We start from the raw sequence: 22,579 nt of genomic DNA on the forward strand, positions 1-22,579 counted from the left end.
TTTTGCCTCCGGTAATAATAATGGTGGTAATAATTGAAGAGTTAAAAATCATTTCTTGTTGGTGTATTTTATACACTGCAAATAAGGATATTATTTTTTATAAATGCAAATGTTTTTGGTGAATTTTTTAATTTTTTTATTCGCGTGTTGTGAAATTGATTGAATAATTACCGTAATTTTAATAAAATTTGAAAATATCTAGTGTTGTGCTAGTGTTTTCTTAAAGCAAACGCTGTTATCTATTCCTTCATATTGCCCGTAGTTTGGTATGATCTGATAACCATTTTTTTGATAAAGTGCTACGGCATCGGGCTGGCGTTTGCCGGTTTCGAGTATGCATTTGTGGAAGTTCATTTCGTATGCCCATTTTTCAAGCTCTTGCAAAAGCGTGCTGGCTGCACCCTGTCCTCTATAACTGGGTTGAGTAAACATCCGTTTAATTTCCATCGTGTCCTCAGCGTAAGCTTTTATTGCCCCGCAGGCAATGGCTATATCGTGGTCGTAAATCAATATTACGTGGTTGATTTTGTCAATTTTATTGTATTGGGCGTAAAAGCCGTGTTCTTCGCCATCTATTTTAGCCAATTCGGCATCTAATAATTTGACCAGGGCAATAAAATCGGGGTTTGAAGAGGTGGTTCTTTTAGTGGTAAAGGTCATGGTTGAGATTTATGATTCAAATATAAGTTGTTTTTAACGATAGACGCACGGATGAAAGGTTTGTTATTAAACCTCGTAGGTTTTTAAAAACCTACGAGGTTTGGAATACAGTTGTAGACTTTGTCAATCTTTAAACGTGTTAGGTTGATAAGATTGACAAAGTTGAAGTGGATTAGTGTGTGCTAAACCCAATAACAGCGTCTGCCTGCGGTAGGCAGGGAAATACTTTTTGTTGGCATTTTCGCTAATACTGGTGTCAGGCTGCTTGTCGAAGTGTTTTTTGCTTCATAATCCTTCGATAGGCTCAGGATGACAAACATGCTGGATTAGATTTAGTAGGTTTTAAGATTCCTCGTTCCTCTGAATGGCAGCTATGGACAAAAAGATTGTAGCATATAGCGGGGGCTACAGCAGCCGACTGGCAGGGGTTTTCATTTTCTAATGATTGGCTTGCCATAAAAAATATTTAAAATAAAACTTAGCCAGTTTCTTAGTACTTTTGGCCGTTAAAATAGCAACCAAATATATTAATGAGCTTGTTTGAAAGATGGGCTCATTGCAATTCAAAATAGATAAAGAATAAATGAAAAACACCGCTTTAACCGAGAAACACATTTCGTTGGGCGCCAAGATGGTTCCTTTTGCAGGTTACAATATGCCTGTACAATATGAAGGTATAAATGCAGAACACGCTACTGTACGTAATGCAGTGGGGGTTTTTGACGTGAGCCACATGGGCGAATTTATCCTTAAGGGTGAAAATGCCTTGGATTTAATTCAGCGTGTGACCAGCAACGATGCTTCGAAACTTTATGATGGAAAAATCCAATATTCGTGTTTACCTAATGAAACTGGAGGTATTGTAGACGATCTTTTGGTTTATCGTATTGACGAAAAAACCTATATGTTGGTGGTAAATGCGTCGAACATCGAAAAAGATTGGAACTGGATTCAAAAATTCAATGACAAGGGTGTTGAAATGCATAATATTTCTGACCAAACTTCGCTATTGGCAGTTCAGGGACCTAAAGCTGCAGATGCTTTGCAGTCGTTAACGAATATGGACCTGGCTTCAATGGAGTATTATACTTTCAAAAAAGGCAAATTTGCTGGTGTTGATAATGTACTTGTTTCGGCAACAGGTTATACAGGTGCTGGTGGATTTGAGATTTATTTCGAAAACCAATATGCAGATCAAATTTGGGACGCAATTTTCAAAGCAGGTGCAGAGTTTGGTATTAAACCGATCGGTTTAGGTGCACGTGATACCTTGCGTTTGGAAATGGGTTTCTGTTTGTATGGTAATGATATAGACGATACCACCTCGCCAATTGAAGCCGGTTTGGGTTGGGTAACCAAGTTTACCAAAGAGTTTACCAATTCGGCAGCTTTACTTGCTCAAAAAGAAGCCGGCGTAAGCCGTAAACTAGTAGGTTTTGAAATGATTGATAGGGGGATTCCTCGTCATGATTATTTGATTGTTGATGCCGATGGAAACCAAATTGGTAAAGTAACTTCAGGTACACAGTCACCATCATTACAAAAAGCTATTGGTATTGCCTATGTTGCTAAAGAATTTGCCAAAGAAGGCACGGAAATCTTTATCGACATCAGAAATAATAAAGTAAAGGCCCAAATAGTTAAATTCCCTTTTCTTAAAAAGTAAGGTTTTAGGTTTTAAGTTGTAGATTATCCGTACTAGCTACAACTTAAAACTTATAACTTAAAACAGATGACTTAGAAATGTCCAAAATTGAAGTTTGTTTAACGCCTGCACTGCTCGATTTATATGCCATCGAAAATAGTATTGTAGTTGTCATTGATATTCTAAGAGCAACTTCTTCTATTACCTATGGTATCGAAAATGGTGCCGAAGCTATTATTCCAGTAATGAATGTGGAAGATTGCCTAGCTTATGCTGATCAAGATTATTTGTTGGCAGCAGAGCGTAATGGAGAAGTGGTTGAAGGTTATGATTTTGGGAACTCGCCTTTTTCATATACTGCCGAGAAAGTAGCTGGAAAAACGATTGTACTTACCACCACCAATGGTACAAAAGCCATGCACTTGGCGCAAGAAAGAGCTTATCAGGTAATTGTGGGTTCTTTTCTTAATCTTTCTGCTGTTTGCGATTATCTCAGGAAAGAAAACAAAGATGTTTTATTGTTATGTGCCGGTTGGAAAGACAATTTCAATTTAGAGGATACTTTGTTTGCTGGAGCCGTGGTAGAACAGCTTCAAAGTGATTTCAGTGTTGCTGATGATTCTAGTGTGGCTGCTCTGGATATGTACCAACTAGCCAAAGAAAATTTACGTGGGTATCTTCAAAAATCTTCTCATAACCATCGTTTAATTAAGCTGAATATAGAAGAAGATGTTCGTTTTTGCTTAAAAATTGATGTTTGTAAAACTATTCCGGTATTGCAAGGTGAAATGCTGATGGCTTTAAAATAGATAGTTCTTATTTATTGACATCGAAAGAAACATACCAACCGTCAGCTATCGAATTTAACTCTAAATCGTTATACTTGACATTGATTTGCTCTAATTTGGAACCGCATGGTAAGGCTTTTGCTTTAAAGGTGTAATCCAAGGTGTCTATATCGCCTTTTAAATGAATATACAGTCTGCGAGTATATGCCTGGCCCCACTCAGGTAGGGGTTGGCTTGCTAATACTGGGATGTGTATAACGTAGTACTCCTTTTGATTTTCCTTGGCAATTTGTGCATTAAAACTCACTTCTTTTTGGTTTTCATCAAGTATTTTAATATCCGAAATGGCGTAAGTGCCAGAGTTTCCTTTAATTAAAAAATCACCTGTGGATTTATCTTTAAAAGTGATGACCAATCTAGAATCAAAGAGGGAAAGAGGCGCGTCGCGGGTATCATCGTCGCAACCATAACTGCGTTTGCAAGAGTAGGTGTTTAAACAAAAAAGAACGACCAAGAGCAGAGTGATAATTTTTTTCATATTTAAAGTTAGTTAAACCAATTTTAGAAAAGTTGGTTTTATGTTCCCAACATGTATAAATTGGTTATTTAGTTGGTTTTTAGGCAGTAGAAGTAATTTGTAAAACGAATGTTACTTAACGTGGAGTTAAACTTCTCTAAACAATAAAGTCTTAACTTGCATAAAGGAAATAAATCGAAATCAAATAAAACTAAATGAACGGTAGAAGGGAATTTTTGCGAAAGTCGTTGTTATTGTCTGGGGCTGCGGGTTTAGCTAATACAATGCCATTGTCCATCCAAAAGGCGCTAGCTATAGATCCTAAAGACGGGAGCACTTTTTATGATGCAGAACATGTAGTAATTCTTATGCAAGAGAATCGCTCCTTTGACCATACTTTTGGGAGCTTGCAGGGCGTGAGGGGATTTAATGACCCTAGGGCTGTTACCCTGCCCGACCAAAAACCCGTATGGTTTCAAACTGACGCACTTGGTAAAACTTACGCTCCCTTTCGTTTGAATATTAAAGATACCAAGGTAACTTGGATGGGCTCGTTGCCACATTCCAGGGCGAGTCAAGTTGATGCTTATAACCAAGGTAAATATGACAAATGGCTATTGGCCAAAAAATCTGGGAATAAGCAATATGCCCACATGCCCCTAACCATGGGCTACTATACCCGTGAGGATTTGCCTTTTTATTATGCCATGGCAGATGCCTTTACGGTATGCGATCATAACTTCTGTTCGGCCATGACCAGCACTACGCCTAATCGTTCATTCTTTTGGACAGGTAAAATCAGTAATGAAGAAAATGGATTGCCTAAGGCTAATATCAGGAATGAAAATTTCGCCTATGGCAAGCATACCTGGAAAACATTTCCCGAGCTATTGCAGGAAAACCAAATCAATTGGAAGTTCTACCAAAACGAAACCAGTTGTGGCGGTGGTTTTAAAGGAGAGGAACGCTCATGGTTGGCTAACTTTGGCTGCAACTTGCTGGAGTTCTTTAAGGCTTACAACGTGAAGTTTAAAGATAAATATGTAGAGAACCTTAAGAAGCAGGTAGAAACGCTGCCTGTAGAAATTACCAAATTACAGGAGGAAAGCCCTTCGAGTGAAGAAGCAGCAAAGAAAATAGCCAAAAGTGTAGCTGATAAGACAACTGTTTTAGAAAATGCCACTAAAGAGCTGAACCAATGGGGCGAAGCCCAATTTGCAAAACTTAATGCCGAGCAAAAGGAGCTTTTTAATAGGGCTTTTGTGGTGAATAGAGGAGATAAAAATTACCGACAAACAGCTACTTTGAAACATAAGGATAATGGTGTGGAGCGAGAACTGGTGGTGCCAAAGGGAGATATTTTGTACCAATTCAGAAAAGATGTGAACGAAGGAAAATTACCAACAGTTTCTTGGTTGGCTGGTCCACAAAACTTTTCAGACCATCCTAGTGCGCCATGGTATGGTTCGTGGTTAATTTCTGAAATTGTGGACATTTTAACCAAAAATCCAGAGGTTTGGAAAAAGACCATTTTTATTGTGACTTATGACGAAAACGACGGTTATTATGACCATGTAGTGCCTTTTTCTATACCGGATTACTCCAAGCCAGATACAGGAAAGGTTTCCACAAGGATAGATACCGAAATTGAGCAGGTACGTTTGGCGCATGAAGTGGCACATGGTGTTCCGCAAAAACAAGCTAGGGAAGCGGCAATAGGTTTGGGTTTTAGAGTACCAATGCTAGTAGCTTCGCCATGGAGTAGAGGTGGCAAAGTGTGTTCCGAAGTTTTTGACCATACATCTACCCTGCAATTTTTGGAAAACTTCCTCAATAAGAAATACAAAAAGAACATCAAACTAGATAACATTAGCGCTTGGCGTCGTACCATTTGTGGAGATTTAACTTCTGTTTTTGAGCCGTTTAGTGTAGGCAAGGAAAATTTGCCTTTTCAAGATAGAAATGAATTTATTTCCCTAATCCATAATGCCAAGTTTAAAAAAGAGCCCGGCAATTTCACGGAGTTGGATGCGGCTGCCATTGACAAGGTAAAAAAGGAAACAAGGTTTGATGACTTGATGGCTCCGCAAGAAAAAGGGATTAGAAAGGCATCGGCCTTGCCTTATCAATTGGAGGCCACGGGACGCCTAAGTGCAGATAAAAAGTCGTTTGCAATAAAAATGGTGGCAGGTAACCAGGTTTTTGCCGATCGCTCTGTAGGGGCGCCTTTCAATGTATATTCTCCCTTAAGTTATAAAGCGGATAAAGTAGCTGAAGTAGGTAGAAACTGGTCTTTCGCGGTTAAAGCGGGAGATGAAATCGGCTATCAATGGCCATTGCAAAAGTTTGAAGATGGAAAATACGACTTGAGGTTACATGGTCCGAACGGCTTTTTCAGAAATTTCAAAGGTAATGGAAGTGATCCTCTATCAGTTGAGTTTTCGGCCGAGCTAAATAGATTAACCAAAAGGCCAACAGGTAGAGTGCTAATTGCATTGACCAATACTTCAGGTCAGCAGTTAACGGTGCAGGTTAACGATAAATCGTACCGACAAGCTCCAGTAAAGAAGGAATTGCCTGTTGGCGCAAAAGGGACGTTATTAATCGATGTCACTAAAAGCCACCATTGGTACGATATTGAAGTTAAAGTACAGGGCAACGACTCCTTTTACCAGCAGTTTGCTGGCCATATTGAAACAGGTAGCACTAGCTTTACCGATCCATTAATGGGCCGTGTTTGAGCTATTAAAACCTAATTGAGGGTTTCTTTGTGCGGTAAGAAGTTGCTGAAAGCTTTCACTGTCTCTGATAGTTTTCAACGCTTCTTCATGAGCTAGCCAATAAATCGTTTCCGCTTTTCTAGTATCAAAAGTGTTGATTTCGCCCATTCCTTTAGGTTCGATCATCAGGTTGCAGAACCTCGATTTTCTCTCCATATCATGATTGATAGACATGATGGCTGCTCTTTGCATTAATCGGGTAATCCCTACGATCTTGTCAACCGGTTTTAAATGGTTGCAGGTTGAGCCAATGATATAATCGCTGTTGTTTAAAAGTGGCTCTACAGGAAAATTGTTCAGTACACCTCCATCTACATGCATTTGATCGTGAATCATGATCGGTTTAAATACCCCTGGGATACAGCACGAAGCATGAATGGCTCTAATTAAAGGTCCTTTGCTAAAATAAGCCACATTGCCTTCGCTGAAATTAGTCGTGCAAATGGTTAATGGTGTTTTTAGATCTTCAAGATGTGCAGGTAAATATTCTTTAAAAATGTCTCCCGTTCTTTCAATGTTCACCAAGCCCAAGGAGCCTAATGCAGGCCTTACAAATTTAATTAATCGGGTTTTCATGAAAATATTGAAAGCCTCTTCGGGGTCGATGCCAGCCGCATAAAAAGCACCCGCAATTGAACCTGCGCTAGTGCCCACAATATGGTCAAATTTAATTCCTGTTTTCTTTAGGGCACTCAGCACGCCTAAATGGGCAATGCCTCTTATTCCGCCTCCACTTAATACAATCCCGATTTTCATGTGTGTGTTAATGTAATTTTTTATTAATTGGATAATTAGCGCATCATTGCATCAGCTAATTATTTGCTTGGTTTTGGCTTATACTTTGATTTGGTTAAAATAGTTTGTGCGTCGGTATCGGCCATCAATTGTTGTAGGGTTACCTCTGGGTTTTCTTTCATATATTTCCTTACAATTTGCCAGCCTGTCCATACGCCAAGTTTTGGTGCCGATTCATTCCTTTCTCCTAACCCAGGAGTAAATGGCCCCTCACTTAAAAATACCTGTATTTTAGTGTAATCTGTTTCGTAAAGTAAATTGCTTTCTAAGTAATAGGCCCAGAGTTCGGTTTCAAAACTCTTGCACCAATCCAGTTGTTTTTGGGTGTAGCCAATTTTAACACTGTCGGGCATATTATCGGGCATAATTTGATCCATAAAGTACAATATCTTACCATTGTAAACCATTTTTGCTAATAAGCTGCGATCTTCATCCCTTTCCTTAAATAAATTTTCACGCACGTAATATTCACTTACGCGAGGTACAATGTATTCTGGAGTAAATCGTCTTGACATGTACAATGGAATGCTTTTCACCAATGCACCATAAAATTTGCTGTCCTTGCCTAAAAACATATCCAAGCCAATACCTACGTAGTCATCTCCAATGGGTGTTTGGTAAGCAAAACCCGACAGGAAACCTATAAAGCGAGGGACAGGAGCTTTTGGGTAATAGTATTTAATGTATTTGAAAGTTTGGGTTAAATCAGTTTCAATCTTATTAAGGTTGGGGAACACACTATCTACCTCTTTATTAAGGTCGGTATACGCGGTGTCTTCATAAATCCCTTGTAGTACTTCTAGACTCGTATAGCTATCGTTACCCACCATTTTATGGATAAAGTCTTCGTAAAATGCACCGTATTTTTTGTGTAGCAAACTGTCTGTTAATTTAATGTCTTTTCCTCGATGCTGATATAAATCTTGGTCAAATCTTTCTACTTTTATAGCAAGATCAATTTTGCTTACATCGGGCTTGTCGCTGTTAGTACACGAAAAAAATAGGGTAGCGCACAAAAAAAATAAATAACTTTGGCGAAGTTTCAATAGCTGTATCATTGATAACAAATATATAAACTACGGAATAGGAAACCATCATCATTTACAAAATCATGATGTATCCCTAACAATTTTAGAAAACAACAAAAATCTTTGTTCATGAAAAGAATACTTTTAGCATCGTTACTTATTATGGCCACTACGCAAGTTTTTTCGCAAGTAAGATTAGGACTTACCGCACACCCTAACTTTGGATTTCTGAAAGTAGAAAATGGAAAAGGTAATGGCGTAAGTACTGGTTTTAGCTACGGCTTAATGAGCGACTTTGAGTTTGCCGAAAACTACAGCTTTGCTACGGGCTTAACCGTAACCACTATTAATGGTAAGGCAACAATCCTGAACTATGAACCTTTTAGTTTGCTTTCTAGCTCGACCACTAATTCTGCTGAATATGATGTAAAGTTTAAGATGCAATATATTGAGATTCCACTGTCTGTTAAGTTGAAAACTGACGAAAATGATGGCATGAAATGGTATGGCCAATTTGGCTTAACGGCTGATATCCGCATTGGTGCTAGACAGGATGTGAAAAGCGGTAATATCGTATATGCCGAGGATACCAAAGCAACCGGGAACACTAAATTTTTAAGAGCGGGAATGATTATTGGCGGTGGGATGGAATACCGTTTAAGTGGAAAAACCAGCTTATTGACTGGCTTAACCTATAACAACGGCTTAACTAATATTGCAAAAAATAACGAATCTATTCGAAATCATTATGTTGCACTGAACATTGGCGTATTTTTTTAACAAACGCTAAATTCTATTCCAACCAAACAAGCCTTAACGAGGCTTGTTTTTTATATTTATAGCATAAAATAGACCATGAAAATAGCACTGGCACAACTTAATTACCATATTGGGAATTTCGAAAACAACACGGAAAAAATCATTGCAAATATTGCAGCGGCAAAAGCCAAAGGGGCCGATGTAGTGGTATTTGCAGAGTTGGCCATTAGCGGTTATCCGCCTCGTGATTTTCTGGAGTATGAAGATTTTATATCGCTTTGCGAAAAGGCTGTACAACAAATAGCCGAGCATTGCCATAGCATTGCCTGTATTGTGGGTTTGCCTATTAAAAACCCTGTGATCGAGGGTAAAGATTTGTTCAATGCCGCTTATTTTATTGCAGATGGTAAGGTGAAACAAGTGGTCAAAAAAGCATTGCTTCCTACTTACGATGTGTTTGATGAGTATCGTTATTTTGAACCTAACACAGTATTTGATTGTGTAGAATTTAAGGGAAAGAAAATTGCGCTCACTATTTGCGAAGATCTTTGGAACATTAATGACAATCCCTTGTATGTTTCCTGCCCGATGGATGAATTGATCAAGCAACAACCTGATCTGATGATTAACATCGCTGCTTCGCCTTTTGACTATGGACATGACGAAGACCGTATCAAAATTTTGGCAGACAATGCCAAGAAATATCGATTGCCCTTGTTTTATGTGAACCAAGTAGGGGCACAAACAGAGATCATTTTTGATGGTGGCTCGTTGGTGTTCGACGAAGAAGGATCACTGAAGGCCGAAATGAAGTATTTTGAAGAAGATCTTCAGCTATTTGATTTGGATGAAGTGCAGAATGTTAAAAATAAATATCCTGTTGCCGAGCGTGTTTCAGACATTGAACAAATACACGATGCATTGATTTTGGGCATTAAGGATTATTTCGCTAAATCTGGTTTTAAGAAAGCTGTTTTAGGATTGTCTGGAGGTATTGACTCGGCCGTGGTTTGTGCATTGGCATGCAAGGCATTGGGTGCCGAAAATGTAATGGCAGTATTGATGCCTTCTAAATATTCTACCGATCATTCTGTTAAGGATGCCTTGGATTTGGTGAATAATATTGGTTGCAAACACGAAATTATTCCTATTGCAGCAGCTGCTGATGCTTTTGACAGCATGTTGGCCAAACCTTTTGAGGGCTTGCCTTTTAATCTAGCCGAAGAAAATATCCAAGCTCGTTGTCGCGGCATTGTGGTAATGGCCATGTCTAACAAATTTGGATATATTTTGCTCAACACCTCTAACAAAAGCGAGTGTGCCGTAGGTTATGGAACCTTGTACGGCGATATGTGTGGAGCTATTAGTGTAATCGGTGATGTGTACAAAACGCAAGTGTTTAATTTGGCTAGATACATCAACAAAGACCAAGAAATTATTCCTGTAAATACGATTGTGAAACCACCCTCTGCCGAGCTACGTCCTGACCAAAAGGACTCCGATTCGTTGCCGGAGTACGATGTTTTAGATCAAATTCTTTACCAGCATATCGAACTCAAAAAAGGTTCCCGTGAAATTATTTCGCAGGGTTTTGATGAGCCGTTGGTGAAACGTATTTTACGCATGGTGAACCTTGCTGAATTTAAGCGTTACCAAACCCCGCCAATTTTAAGGGTTTCGCCAAAAGCTTTTGGAATGGGCCGCCGCATGCCTATTGTAGGCAAGTATATGGATTAGGCTTAGTACCCTCTTTGTGCATTGGCATCTATTGATAGTTGCCTGGTGTTTGGGCAATGAGCTCGCTACGCTTCGGTTATCCCTGCAATGGAGATAGGAGCATATTTATGGTTAGCAAGTTTTGATGTTTTAGAAGCGCAATTGCCCTGCTGCTATTGACCTGTAGTCCCGCTATCCGCTTTACTTCGCCCTGCGTAAACTTGGGCTATGTGCTCGCTCTTATCGGGGCTATTTAACTCTGGTAAACTAAGCTGTAGGTTCTTGATTATTTGCTAACTGCTTTTCTTCTTTTTTAGCTAACAAAGTTTGTAGTAGGAGTAATCCTATACCTGTCATGATAGAAACATCGGCCATGTTAAAAATACCTGTTTTAAACAAGACAAAATCCATGTGTAGAAAATCAGTAACGGAACCGTACACAATTCTATCGTAGATGTTTCCAATACCGCCTCCTATTAAAAAGCAAATGCCTATTTGCATCATTCGGGGTAAATTTCGGTTACTATACAGAAACCATAAGCCATAGCCTAATACCAAAACGGGCATCACCGTCAATAAAATGACCCTTACAAAATCGGGCAGGTTACTGCCGGCACTCAAGAAAGCTCCGGTGTTTTCTACCTTGGTTAAGGTAAAACGATCTTTAATAATGCTAATCTGCTCATAAGGTTCTATGCTTTTGCGTGCAATTACTTTCGAAACCTGATCGCAGCCCAAATTAAGAGCAACGATTATTAAAAGGAAAGCAAATTTGATAGATTTCTTTTGGTTAATCATTTCTTGTTTGATAGGATTAGCCACAGATGCGCGAATTGATTTTAATTCAATTTTATCTGTGTATCTGAGGCTATAATATTATTTTAAAAACCATTTCTTCAGTAGGATGAATCCTGCCGCTAATAACGCTAAAATACTACTTGCTATTGCCACGACATCGCCATGTTTTACATAGAAGGTAATATGGTCGTTAAGGTTGATGTCTGCCTTTAGTGCGGTGCGTGTCCACCATTTCGATTGTTGCACCACATCGCCACGTTGGTTAATAAAGCCAGAGATACCCGTGTTGGCCGATCTTACTACGTATCTTCTGGTTTCAATAGAACGTAATTTAGCATACAGTAAATGCTGGTCTTTGCCAGAAGTATTGCCCCACCAGCCGTCGTTGGTAATGATGGCAATAAACTGTGCTCCTTGTTTAACTGAGCCAGCAACCCAATCGCCCCAAATGGATTCATAGCAAATTACGGGCGCTACACCAATACCACTATAAGCATAAAAAACACCTGGTTCTTCTTGCCATCCCCAGCCAGAAACACTGCCGCCAAGTTTGCTGAAAACAGGGCCTAAAAACGAAAAGATCTTAGGGAAGGGCATTTTCTCGACGCCAGGTACCAACTTGGATTTATGGTAAAAAGCTACCGATGCAGAGTTTTCTATTTGTACAGCTGCATTGTAATTGTCATAATAACCCCCGTTAGGATTTGCTTTGGCCGAAAGTGTTTTTTTATCATTGTAAAACCTAACACTTTCAATACCCGTAATCAGTGTGCCATTTTTGTATTTTGACAGAAATTGCTGGGCCCTTAAAAAGTCTGGATTGGTTCTGATGCGTTCTTCATCAGCATAATTTGGAATAGCTGTTTCTGGCCATATGAAGTATTCGGTATTGGCTTGTCCAATAGAATCCGATAGGTGTGTCAATATGTTCAATTGCTCATTAGCCGATATGGAACCAAATTTTTCATAAGGGTCAATATTTGGCTGAACGGTCACTACGTTTACGGGAATGCTCTTCTCTTCGTAATTTTTATATTGGTAAATAGAATATCCGATCGGTAAAAGTAAAAGCAACATCCAAATTCCCGCCAGTTTGTACTGCTTTTGGTTTTTGATTTTTTGGTAAGCTTCAAATGCCAAAATGTTGCTAAGTAAAATCCATAGCGAACCCCCATAAGCACCTGTAACTTCATACCATTGCACAATTTGATGCATACCTGCAAAGCCATTTCCCAAGGTCATCCATGGGAAAGCTAAATCCCAAGTTTGGTGCAGGTATTCCATACTGATGTAGAAAACAATTAGTCCAGCATAGGCAACAGGTTTGCTGGTATAGGTACTCAATCGGTAGTACATCCAAACGGCGAAAGTCATGAGTAGCGCACCTAGCCCATACGGGATTAACGATACTAGCAGTGAAATAATAGTGCCTACAAAACCAGTATTTACCGCGTTAATGGAGTTAAATACCCAGTAAATAGAGGCCGTGTTCCAAACTAAAAAGCAAAGTCCTGCGGTAAGGAATATCTTTTTGCCAGTTTTCTTTTCAGAATTGGTTTTGATGTTGTTAATGGCGATTAACAAAGGTACAAGCCCAATAAAAAGTAGTGGTGCTAGCCAATTGTGTGGCGGCCACGCCAACCACATTATGAAGGCGCTCGCTAATGCGAGCAGTATTGTTTTTTTTGTCATTTGCAATTATATTCCTATTGCGTCATGCTGATTTATTCAGCAGTTTAACCTATTGTTTTCAATCCGCAATGATCCTGAAATAAATTCAGGATGACGCACTAATTAACGGAACTACTCATCTTCCAGTTTTTTAGCTGCTTTTCGAGGTGAAAGAATTTAAGTGAACTTTTTCTTTATGCTCTTTTACCTTAAAAAACAAATCCGACGTAACCCCTATATACCAAACTTCGTGGGTGTAATTGGTTAAAATATAAATGCACCCGCTAAGTTCCATTAGTTCTTTGTTTGCAATTACATTCCTATTATGTCATGCTGAATTTATTTCAGCATCAGTTTTAACCTATTGTTTTCAATCCATAAGAATCCTGAAATAAATTCAGCATGATGCACTATTGAACGTAAGGATATCTAGGTGTACTTTTCGTTACAGATTTACTCCGTAGCTGCTTCTCGGTCATTTCGTATCGAAATGACGGCAAGATAATAAACCTACATGCTATCTAAAATAGCTGCTTTTTTGTGTTCATACTCCTCACGGGTAATCAGCTGTTTGTCGTATAGAGTTTTTAGCTTAACTAGTTTTTGCTCAATCTCGTCTTCTTTGCTGGTCTCTACCACAGTAGTTTCAGGAATTATAATTGCTTCTTCAATAGGCAATTCAATTACTGGTGTAGCAGTTGGGGTAGGCATGTTGAACGAAGAGGCTGAAGCTCTGTTTTCTTCCAATTTTTGTTGCCTCAACATTTCTTTATATTCCTCTAGCTGTTGGTTTGCTGCTTGGTGTAGCTTACGAACCTGAACTTTAGGAATGAAATCAGTTACAATATTTTCGCCTGATTGTGGTACGCAAATAAACTTAGAACCTAAAAGACCTTCTTTAAAAGACACTTCTTTAATGTTTTTCCACGAAATATCCTTAAAGTTCATGGTTAAGCCCAAATTGCTTGGTGAGCAATAAAAAATCCTTTTGTTGCTAATGGCAATACAATCAGGAAGAAGGTTTACAGCAGGTTTTTTCTGTACAGCTAGGTACAAAATTTCTTCGCCACTGGTTAATAAATCGTTTAGCTTTCCTGCTACTTTTTCAACGGCCTTTGGGTCTTGTTCATCGGCCAAAAATCTATCTATGTTAATCATTTTTCTTTTATCGGTTTTGTTATAGCGTGTCAAATAGGCAATTCGTTGTGCCAGTTAACTGTCTAATTTTTTGTATTTGTCTTTGTTCTTTACTCCTTTATCCTTATTCTCATTCCCACCCACACAAATTACGAATTCTCCTTTTAAAATATTGTTTTCAAAATGTGATTTTACTTCCATTACCGTGCCACGTACATTTTCTTCGTATACCTTACTTAACTCCCTACTTATCGAAACTTGTCTATCTTCTCCAAAAAACTCCGCAAATTCAGTCAATGTTTTCAGTAATCGGTGCGGACTTTCGTAAAAAATCATGGTTCTTTCTTCCAGCGCCAAAAGCTTTAATCTGGTTTGTCTTCCTTTTTTAACAGGTAAAAATCCTTCGAAAACAAATTGGTCATTAGGGAGGCCAGAGTTCACCAATGCAGGCACGAAAGCGGTTGCTCCTGGTAAGCAGGTTACTTCTATCTCGTGTTTTAGCGCTTCCCGAACCAAGAAAAACCCTGGGTCGGAGATGGCAGGCGTTCCTGCATCAGAAATTAAGGCGATGTTTTGCCCTTCCTTTAAAAACTTAATGATTTCGGCGGTAGCCTTATGTTCGTTATGTTGGTGATGGGCAAATACTCTCTTGTCAATTCCAAAATGCTTCAACAAAGGAGCGCTGGTGCGCGTATCTTCGGCCAAAATTAAATCTACCTCTTTTAAAATGCGTATTGCCCTAAAAGTCATATCCTCTAGGTTGCCAATAGGTGTAGGTACAATGTATAATCTGCCGCTCATTTCCTAATTTTAGATTTTAGACTTACGATTTTAGATTTTAGTAGGTAAAATCGTAATTCGTAACTCGTAATTCGTAATTCAATCTTATCTTTGTGAAAAATTAAAATAATGCTGCAAGTTAACTATATCCGCGAAAATAGAGAGAAAGTTTTAGAGCGATTAGGCGTTCGTCATTTTAAACAAGTTGAATTGGTAGATCAAATCATCTCCGTTGACGAGGAACGTCGTTCCACTCAAGTTTCGTTGGATAATCTGTTGGCAGAGGCAAACACAGCTGCCAAGCAAATCGGCGAATTGATGCGCAGTGGCAAAAAAGAAGAAGCAGAAGCCATCAAAGCAAGTACGGCATCTCATAAGGAGAATATTAAAGTATTGACCGAAAAGCTTAACGAAGTAGAAGAAAAGCAACAATCGTTAATTGTACAGTTGCCTAATTTACCATACCATTTGGTAAAGGCTGGAAGCAGTGCTGATGACAATGAGGTAGTTTTAACGCATGGCGAGCCAACGGCTTTACCAGAAGGTGCATTGCCACATTGGGAGCTGGCCGCTAAATATGATATTATTGACTTTGAATTAGGTACTAAAATTACTGGAGCTGGTTTCCCTGTTTATAAAGGAAAAGGGGCAAGGTTACAACGTGCGTTAATCAATTTCTTTTTAGACCATGCTACTGCTGCTGGCTACAAAGAAATGCAAGTGCCTCACTTGGTGAATGCGGCTTCGGGCTTTGGTACCGGACAATTGCCTGATAAGGAAGGACAGATGTACCATGTTGGAGTGGATGATTTGTATTTGATTCCTACGGCAGAAGTACCCGTGACCAATTTGTACCGTGATGTGATTTTGAAAGAAGAGGACCTTCCCATCAAAAATACTGGTTATACGCCTTGTTTCCGTAGGGAAGCAGGTTCTTACGGTGCCCACGTACGTGGCTTAAACCGTTTGCACCAATTTGATAAGGTAGAGGTGGTGCAAATTACCCATCCTGATAAATCTTACGAAACGCTGGAAGACATGAGCCAATATGTGCAGTCGTTATTGCAGCAATTGGGCTTACACTATCGTGTATTACGTTTATGCGGTGGCGATATGGGCTTTACTTCGGCCATGACTTACGATATGGAGGTTTGGAGTGCCGCTCAACAACGTTGGCTAGAAGTTTCTTCGGTATCAAACTTTGAAACCTATCAAAGTAACCGTTTAAAATTAAGATTTAAAGGAAAAGAAGGAAAAACCCAATTGGCACATACCTTAAACGGAAGTGCTTTGGCTTTACCTCGTATTGTGGCTTCAATTTTAGAAAACTATCAAACTCCTGAGGGAATTGTTATTCCAGAGGTTTTGAGAAAATACACAGGTTTCGATATCATCGATTAATCTATTTTAAGGTAGAGAATCATTTCTACTGCCAATACATCTTTTAATGAAATAAGCCCCATCATTTTTTTGAGGGGCTTTATTTTATAATCCCTAAGTGAAAGTTGGTGTAAACTATTGCAACGATAAATTTCTTTTGTTTTGGCGTAATTGAACTGTAGGGTGTCCAATCGTTTTTCGCCCGCAATGCTGATGCTAGCGATGGCTTCGGCAGTGCCATTATTTTCATTGTAGGTTTTGAGGAAGTTGATCTGATGTATCACGATGCTGATGTAGGGGAACGTTCGATAGTTCATCATGTTTCTGTAATCGCGGTCCATTAAATTACTGCCCGAGCTAAAGGCTACAACCTCAGCATCTATTCTGGCATTTTTTAAGGTGAGGCTATTCCTGCTTTTCTCTACATTGATACTGCTGTTAGGTTTGAGTAATTTCTCGTAGGTAAAGGTGAATTTATTGATGTTAGAATTGCCTTTAATCAAAATACTGCTCTCTGGTAAAAGTTGGAGCTGGTATTCTTGTGCATCTGCCAATTTTATGAAGAGAAGCAAGAGGATGCTGAGTAAGTGATGGGGAAATGTGCTCATGGTTTTAGAATGTGGTAATCAGTATGTTCAATCATCCTCCCCCTGCCCCCTCCAAAGGGGGGATATGTAAATCGCATACTTAAGCGCCATGTATCCCCCTCTAGAGGGGTAGGGGGAGGAAATAAATATCAGTTTGTCGTTTTACGAAAAAAGCCGCCCCTAAACCTAAAGAGCGGCTCAAACCATAACTATTCAACTATTAACTAACTAAAATCCTACACTGGCTTCAAACATCATCCCTTTGAACTTACCACCTGATAATAGATTGGAAGTAGGGAAGTCATTATATTTTTGGTTAACATATTCAGCTTTAACCACCATGTTTTTGGTTACGAACCAGCCTGCACTTGCTTGTACTCGGTTAATTTTTACTTCTTGGGTTGCTGTTCCAAACAGCATGTCGGCGGTAACGGTATTGTAGCGCATGCCTACAAATAGGTTTTCGTTTTTAGTAAAGCGATAAATACCTTCCACGGCTAACTGATTAACATCTCTTTTGTTGATTTCGTTAATGGCTTTCCCTTTAGCAAATTCAAGTGTGCCAAATAACTCTAAACCTTGGTACTTAATAAAAGGGTTGATCATAAAGGCAGTTACCTGACGGCTGAAACCTGGGCGTAAATTACCTGACCAAGCGGCGTCTTTTGCGTTGGCCCCTGCAGCTTCCATCACTAAATAATACCTTGAGCCACCTCTGTCACCAGTATATAAAGTATTGGCAGCAGCACCATTGTTGTGGTAAACAGAACCTGTCAAACGTACCCTTAAATCGTTGTTCAAGTGTCTGTCGTAACCTATTTTGCCAATGAAAGATGGATTACGAGTTGGCGCATCAGAAATTTCGCCTTTAATTTCACCATTGTGGATGGCAGCTACAGCCAAAAAGCCATCTTTTTGGAAATCAATCTCGGCACCAATTTCTGTGGTGAAACCGTCTAAAATATAGTTTCCAATAAACGGATTGTATAAAGAGTGTCCGTTGTCGGTTCTGCGAAAGTGAGCATCGCCATAATTGTCTTCGTAGTGACCAATTTTCACGGTTACATATTTAAACACATTGTCTAGCAACTCCGAATTTATAGGTGAAGCGTCAATCTGTACAAAGCCTCCCTTTACCCAAGTTTCTTGGTGGTGCCTGGCTGATAAGTAAGAAATCAAGTTTAACCTAATCCCTTTGGCCAGTTGTGCATCGATGTTAAGGTTGGCTGTGGCCAAGTTGAAGCCGCTGCGCAAGTTGTACAATTGAGTGGTAGATGTGGAGTTATTGCTGTGTTTTAGGGCCTGAAACTGTTGCGTAAAACCTGCACCAATTCTCACTTTTACATCATCAAACGGAACGGTATCAGTTTTTGGGGTTTCAAACATGTTGATGCCTGATTTATCGTAGGGCCTCATGTTGGCAATTTTGCTCTGCTGTGCAAATGCAGTTCCAGCTACTGTAACAAAAACTGCAGCGAGTAAAAGTCTTTTCATTTTAATTGATTTAGCGTGTAGTAATTAGTTGTTTTTAAAAGCGGCATTAAACTCAATGGTAATTTCATCACCAGTTTTAATAGTGCCCAATAAGGCTCTTGGAGGCGTTACACCGAAGGAAGTCATTTTGAAGGAGGTAGTGCCTTTAAAAGCAATTCCGTTAGCGGTAAGCGTAGCATTTACGGGGAAGCTAATGGCTTTTTGATTACCTGCTATGGTTAAATTTCCTTTGGCTACAAATTCGGCTTTGCCTGCGCTGGCCTTTATATTGCTAATGTCGATCAACGTAAAAGTGATTTTTGGAAACTTCTCTGCATTTAATGCTTTGTACATGTTTTTATCCATGCCGCTTTCATAGTAGTTTCCGTTTTCCTTAATACTCCGCATTGATTTAACTATCAATTGCAAGTCTAAAGTGGGAATGTCTTTTAAAGTGAGGGCATCAGCTTTGTAGGAAATATCGCCCGTAATTTGCTCGGTCTTGCAGCGCCAATCATGTAAAGAGGAAGTGCCTTTTACCAAAATTGAGCTTTCTTTTAAATTTAGTTTGGCGGTTTGCGCTTTGCCTACTAAGGCAAAAAACGGAAGGATGGCCAGGACAATCCAGAAGGTTTTAGAAGTCTTCATAGCATTCAAGTTTTAATACTATAAAGGTCTGGCTAAATAGGAGGCTGGTACGTGATATGGCTCATTTCATAAATTGATGTGCCTTATATATGGGGGTGATTAAACGCACAAAAAAAAGCCGGGACGTAAATCCCAGCTTTTTAACGGTATCATGTTCTATCTTATAAGATAAGAATCAATAATAAAATGATGATGATAATTGCTCCAACGGATAGGTAAACACCGCCTCCTATGGCTTTAGCTTTTTTCTTCATCTCTCTAAGCTCTTTGCGCAGCTCCTTACGTTCCTCTCTGCTAAGATTTGATTTGTCCATCGCTTTAATTTCTTCCACTCTGGACGTAATTCTGTTCAGCTCTAACCGTTGTTCGGGAGTGAGTTCCGTTTTAGGTTTATCATTTGCGGCAAGGGCTACATTTAGGTTAAATGTTAATGCCATCAATAACATTAATGGATAGATAATTTTTTTCATGCGATTTAGTTTATAGTTACAATGCTATAAACAACTCATGTTAAAAAAAGTTCTATCGTAAATCCTAATTGCTAAAATTAAAGAATAAGGATAAGCAATAATAAGATGATGATAATGGCACCTAAAGAAAGTGTAATGTTTTGACTTAGAAAATCTGAACGTTTTTTCAGTTCTTTTACTTCTTTTCTAAGCGCTTTTCTTTCCGCCTTGGTCAGGGTCGATTTATCGATAGCCTTAATTTCCTCTACACGTTTGGTAATATATTCCAACTCGGCCTTCTGCTCAATTGTTAACTCCGTTTTAGGTTTATCATCGTTTGTAGGAGCGGCATTAACGGTAGTGGTTAGCGTAACAAGAACTAGGAACAAGTAAATCAGTTTTTTCATGTATGTGTTAGTTATGGATAAAAAAAGAACCTATCAACCATTACGATGATAGGTTCACAAAATTATTAAAAATAAATTATTTAATCTCGAAAACGGTGTTTACGGTAAAGCTCAATTTGATTTTTTTAAAGTCAATTTCTGGAGCAGCACCTGCATCCATAGACATTTCGGCTTTCATCGCGTAGTTTCTGTATTGTGGAACCATCATACCTCCATTGTCGCCTACATCTTGAATGTCTAGCACATTACCTAATTTATCTCCCAAGGCTTCTACCATGTAAGCAGCTTTTTCTTTGGCAGCCAATAAAGCTTTCACTTTTAGCTCTTTTTTCAAGCTTTCTATTTTGCTGTAATCGTAGCTTTCTACATAGGTGTTAGTGATTCCTTTGGCATCAACACCTTCTAAAATCAGGTTGAATTTATTCAAATCGCTCACTTTTAAACGATATTGTTTACTGGCTAAAAAGTCTGGATTTTTCCTTTTTTCGGTTTGATAATTCCAGCTACTTAAATTGTTAATCGTTAAATTCTCTTTAGCAATTCCTGCTTTTTGTACAGCATTAAAAAGTTGCGTTTCCAAAGTAGTAATATCTACTTTTTTCTTACTGTTGCCATCTTTCAAATATTCTTTTAAGGAGATGTTGATGTAGATGATATCTGGCGTAACTTCAGTTTCTGCAGTTCCAGTAACGGTAATTTTTCTTCTTAGATCAACTTGTTGAGCTGATGCATTAAAAGTAGATAGAGTGGTGAAAGCTAATAAAGCTATTGCAAATAATCGTTTCATAATTTCAAATTTTTGTGTGTTTATAGGTTAGATGTAAATGTTGTATCAAATCCATAAACAATTTTCCTGCTTTGCGCTAAAATTGAGCCAAAGTTCAAAAAATGAGGGAATTATTTTAAAATATTATTTCTGTTTTTTTCAAAAACCTGAACATTAAGTCACTCGGATTTTATCTGATGGATTTAAGCTTTGGATCAATGGGAGTAAGGTCAAGTTTTCTGAATTCCACCTCGGCTCCTTCGGCCTGTATAGCAATTTGGCCTTTTTGGGCCGTGCAGTTGGTCCCTTCGTTTACCAAAACACCATTTACCCAAACTTTAACGATGTCTAAGAAGCATTCGATGACCATGTTGTTCCATTCGCCCAAAGGTTTTTCCGAGCCATCTGTCAGGTTTTTGATACGCCTTGCTTTGCCAGCACTAACGCCCCAAGTTTCTTTCGGACCACGTCTTTCTTCCATGTTGGGAACGGTAATATCTTCCTCGATGCACCAGAAATCACCAGCATCTTGATGTTGCATTTGCACTTCTAACGATTTTGGAAACATTTTGTACAATGCTCTTGGAGTTGAAGCATGAATCAAAACACCACAGTTTCCAGGTTTTCCTGCAAATCGATATTCAACTTCTAATCGGTAGTTAGAAAAAACAGAATCGGTGATGAGATGCCCTCTGGGATCGCCCATACTGACCAGCTTCCCATCGCGGACAATAAAAGAGGCAGGAGTATCAGGATTTTTATCTTTTGCGGGGACGTCGGCGTGCCAGCCTTTTAAGTCTTTACCGTTGAATAACTTAGTTTTTTGGGCATTTACTGCATAGCCGATACTTACTAAAAATAGGCAAATAAGAAAGGTTTGTTTGCTGAACATATAATTTGGTCTTTTATCAAATGTAAGGTTTAGGATTTATAAGGAAAAATAAACGCACATTATTGATTCCCGGGTGTTGCTATTCTAAATGTTTCTTTCTCTAACACAAAATTATTTCCTAAATATTTCATTTGACCCTGCCAAACTGTATCAGCAATACCATCTTGTTTTAAATTGTAACTCCTGAAAGAATAAATAAGTCGTTTTTTCTTGCTGTCGTATTTAATAAATGGTTCTTTTTCATTTGGAGTTTCGTTTTCTTGGTCACAAAAGGAAAGATCCTTATTTAATTTGCGCTTTACAGTTTGTATTTTGATGTTGTTTTGGGCAAAAGAAATTAGACTTGCGCTTAAACAGGTTACATCATGCTGTGCTCCCACCTCTCGATCAACGATTAAGAATTTATTTTCTTCTATTTTGTAAATGGAGTCTATGGCTTTAAATTGGGTCTCTAAACGTTGTGCTTTTTCTTGCTTTTTTAAATTGAAGTGTAACCAAGAATAATAAAATACATTACAGCGGGCTCCGCAATCTTCCATCGTGAACGTGAAGATTTTAAATGTACTATCTGGTGAATAAGTAATCTTGGTATCAATGATGCGAGGAAATGTTTCGTTAAAAATACTATCTAGCTGTTCTTCAGTTAAAGTTTTGGCGTTTTCAACAAATTCTTTCTTAATCTTGCATTCGTACTTTTTCAAGAACAAAGAATCAGTTGTAGGTTGAGTATTAACTGTATTTATTGGTTGATTTTCATTGGTTAATTGATCGATTGTATCTTGTTTAGGTGGGGTCTTGGTTTTTTGATTGCCGTTGCAGGAAATCACGGCCATTGCTATCACAATGAAAGTTATAATGTTTGTTTTCATATTTGGAGCTTAAGTTAGCAATACTGATAGAACT

At 38.7% G+C, this 22,579-nt stretch carries 22 protein-coding genes; 6 read left to right on the forward strand and 16 right to left on the reverse strand.

The window, feature by feature from the left end; genetic code table 11:
* Positions 1 to 198 precede the first annotated feature (198 nt).
* Entirely contained in the window at positions 199 to 660 is a 462-nt protein-coding gene (locus ABDV71_RS13680) for a GNAT family N-acetyltransferase (RefSeq protein ID WP_343533479.1), read from the reverse strand.
* Positions 661 to 1,243: 583 nt separating this feature from the next.
* On the opposite strand from ABDV71_RS13680, the gene gcvT reads away from it, so the two are divergent.
* Both gcvT and ABDV71_RS13690 read left to right on the forward strand, forming a co-directional pair.
* Entirely contained in the window at positions 1,244 to 2,326 is a 1,083-nt protein-coding gene (gene gcvT, locus ABDV71_RS13685) for a glycine cleavage system aminomethyltransferase GcvT (RefSeq protein ID WP_343533481.1), read from the forward strand.
* 77 nt (positions 2,327 to 2,403) lie between these two features.
* Positions 2,404 to 3,114 (forward strand): 2-phosphosulfolactate phosphatase, encoded by a 711-nt coding sequence (locus ABDV71_RS13690; protein WP_343533483.1) that lies wholly within the window; start codon positions 2,404 to 2,406, stop codon positions 3,112 to 3,114.
* Between the two features lie 7 nt (positions 3,115 to 3,121).
* Here ABDV71_RS13690 and ABDV71_RS13695 read toward each other — a convergent pair whose 3' ends face one another.
* Positions 3,122 to 3,631, reverse strand: coding sequence for a hypothetical protein (locus ABDV71_RS13695; RefSeq protein ID WP_343533485.1), 510 nt, complete (start codon positions 3,629 to 3,631; stop codon positions 3,122 to 3,124).
* Between the two features lie 194 nt (positions 3,632 to 3,825).
* Here ABDV71_RS13695 and ABDV71_RS13700 point away from each other — a divergent pair, with 194 nt between their 5' ends.
* Positions 3,826 to 6,351, forward strand: coding sequence for a phospholipase C, phosphocholine-specific (locus ABDV71_RS13700; protein ID WP_343533487.1), 2,526 nt, complete (start codon positions 3,826 to 3,828; stop codon positions 6,349 to 6,351).
* Here the strand turns inward: ABDV71_RS13700 and ABDV71_RS13705 are convergent.
* On the reverse strand, positions 6,334 to 7,146 hold the full coding sequence (locus ABDV71_RS13705; protein ID WP_343533488.1) for a patatin-like phospholipase family protein: 813 nt from the start codon (positions 7,144 to 7,146) through the stop codon (positions 6,334 to 6,336). The genes ABDV71_RS13700 and ABDV71_RS13705 overlap by 18 nt on opposite strands.
* A gap of 59 nt (positions 7,147 to 7,205) precedes the next feature.
* On the reverse strand, positions 7,206 to 8,243 hold the full coding sequence (gene gldB, locus ABDV71_RS13710) for a gliding motility lipoprotein GldB (protein ID WP_343533489.1): 1,038 nt from the start codon (positions 8,241 to 8,243) through the stop codon (positions 7,206 to 7,208).
* A gap of 99 nt (positions 8,244 to 8,342) precedes the next feature.
* Between gldB and ABDV71_RS13715 the strand changes: the two genes are divergently transcribed.
* Positions 8,343 to 8,993 carry a porin family protein gene (locus tag ABDV71_RS13715; RefSeq protein WP_343533492.1) on the forward strand — a complete coding sequence of 217 codons (651 nt, stop codon included), beginning with the start codon at positions 8,343 to 8,345 and terminating at the stop codon, positions 8,991 to 8,993.
* A gap of 75 nt (positions 8,994 to 9,068) precedes the next feature.
* Positions 9,069 to 10,709, forward strand: a complete 1,641-nt coding sequence (locus ABDV71_RS13720; RefSeq protein WP_343533493.1) for an NAD+ synthase — start codon at positions 9,069 to 9,071, stop codon at positions 10,707 to 10,709.
* Between the two features lie 246 nt (positions 10,710 to 10,955).
* Here the strand turns inward: ABDV71_RS13720 and lspA are convergent, their stop codons facing one another.
* The 4 genes from lspA to rsmI all read right to left on the reverse strand — a co-directional run bounded on the left by lspA (position 10,956) and on the right by rsmI (position 15,095).
* Positions 10,956 to 11,510: a signal peptidase II gene (gene lspA / locus ABDV71_RS13725; protein WP_343533494.1), complete on the reverse strand. Its 555-nt coding sequence runs from the start codon at positions 11,508 to 11,510 to the stop codon at positions 10,956 to 10,958.
* Positions 11,511 to 11,564: 54 nt separating this feature from the next.
* A complete protein-coding gene (gene lnt / locus ABDV71_RS13730; protein WP_343533495.1) occupies positions 11,565 to 13,178 on the reverse strand; it encodes an apolipoprotein N-acyltransferase in 1,614 nt (537 codons plus the stop codon).
* A 489-nt stretch (positions 13,179 to 13,667) separates the two neighbouring features.
* Positions 13,668 to 14,315, reverse strand: a complete 648-nt coding sequence (locus tag ABDV71_RS13735) for a PH domain-containing protein (RefSeq protein WP_343533497.1) — start codon at positions 14,313 to 14,315, stop codon at positions 13,668 to 13,670.
* Between the two features lie 54 nt (positions 14,316 to 14,369).
* The gene (gene rsmI / locus ABDV71_RS13740) at positions 14,370 to 15,095 is read right to left on the reverse strand and encodes a 16S rRNA (cytidine(1402)-2'-O)-methyltransferase (RefSeq protein ID WP_343533499.1); all 726 of its coding nucleotides are present in this window, start codon (positions 15,093 to 15,095) and stop codon (positions 14,370 to 14,372) included.
* A 108-nt stretch (positions 15,096 to 15,203) separates the two neighbouring features.
* Between rsmI and serS the strand changes: the two genes are divergently transcribed.
* Complete coding sequence (gene serS, locus ABDV71_RS13745; protein WP_343533501.1) at positions 15,204 to 16,475, forward strand: serine--tRNA ligase; 1,272 nt, start codon at positions 15,204 to 15,206, stop codon at positions 16,473 to 16,475.
* Here the strand turns inward: serS and ABDV71_RS13750 are convergent.
* The 8 genes from ABDV71_RS13750 to ABDV71_RS13785 all read right to left on the reverse strand — a co-directional run bounded on the left by ABDV71_RS13750 (position 16,472) and on the right by ABDV71_RS13785 (position 22,545).
* Positions 16,472 to 17,062, reverse strand: coding sequence for a hypothetical protein (locus ABDV71_RS13750; RefSeq protein WP_343533502.1), 591 nt, complete (start codon positions 17,060 to 17,062; stop codon positions 16,472 to 16,474). The two genes, serS and ABDV71_RS13750, sit on opposite strands and share 4 nt — an antisense overlap.
* Before the next feature lie 207 nt (positions 17,063 to 17,269).
* Entirely contained in the window at positions 17,270 to 18,535 is a 1,266-nt protein-coding gene (locus ABDV71_RS13755) for a hypothetical protein (RefSeq protein WP_343533504.1), read from the reverse strand.
* A 24-nt stretch (positions 18,536 to 18,559) separates the two neighbouring features.
* Positions 18,560 to 19,162: a YceI family protein gene (locus ABDV71_RS13760; protein WP_343533506.1), complete on the reverse strand. Its 603-nt coding sequence runs from the start codon at positions 19,160 to 19,162 to the stop codon at positions 18,560 to 18,562.
* A gap of 161 nt (positions 19,163 to 19,323) precedes the next feature.
* Entirely contained in the window at positions 19,324 to 19,632 is a 309-nt protein-coding gene (locus ABDV71_RS13765; protein ID WP_343533508.1) for a hypothetical protein, read from the reverse strand.
* 77 nt (positions 19,633 to 19,709) lie between these two features.
* On the reverse strand, positions 19,710 to 20,018 hold the full coding sequence (locus ABDV71_RS13770) for a hypothetical protein (RefSeq protein WP_343533510.1): 309 nt from the start codon (positions 20,016 to 20,018) through the stop codon (positions 19,710 to 19,712).
* A gap of 76 nt (positions 20,019 to 20,094) precedes the next feature.
* A complete protein-coding gene (locus ABDV71_RS13775; protein ID WP_343533512.1) occupies positions 20,095 to 20,805 on the reverse strand; it encodes an SIMPL domain-containing protein in 711 nt (236 codons plus the stop codon).
* A gap of 169 nt (positions 20,806 to 20,974) precedes the next feature.
* Positions 20,975 to 21,676, reverse strand: a complete 702-nt coding sequence (locus ABDV71_RS13780) for a DUF1080 domain-containing protein (RefSeq protein ID WP_343533514.1) — start codon at positions 21,674 to 21,676, stop codon at positions 20,975 to 20,977.
* 59 nt (positions 21,677 to 21,735) lie between these two features.
* Complete coding sequence (locus tag ABDV71_RS13785) at positions 21,736 to 22,545, reverse strand: hypothetical protein (protein WP_343533516.1); 810 nt, start codon at positions 22,543 to 22,545, stop codon at positions 21,736 to 21,738.
* Positions 22,546 to 22,579 lie beyond the last annotated feature (34 nt).

It is taken from the genome of Pedobacter sp., assembly GCF_039594775.1.
In the GTDB taxonomy this organism is placed as follows: domain Bacteria; phylum Bacteroidota; class Bacteroidia; order Sphingobacteriales; family Sphingobacteriaceae; genus Pedobacter.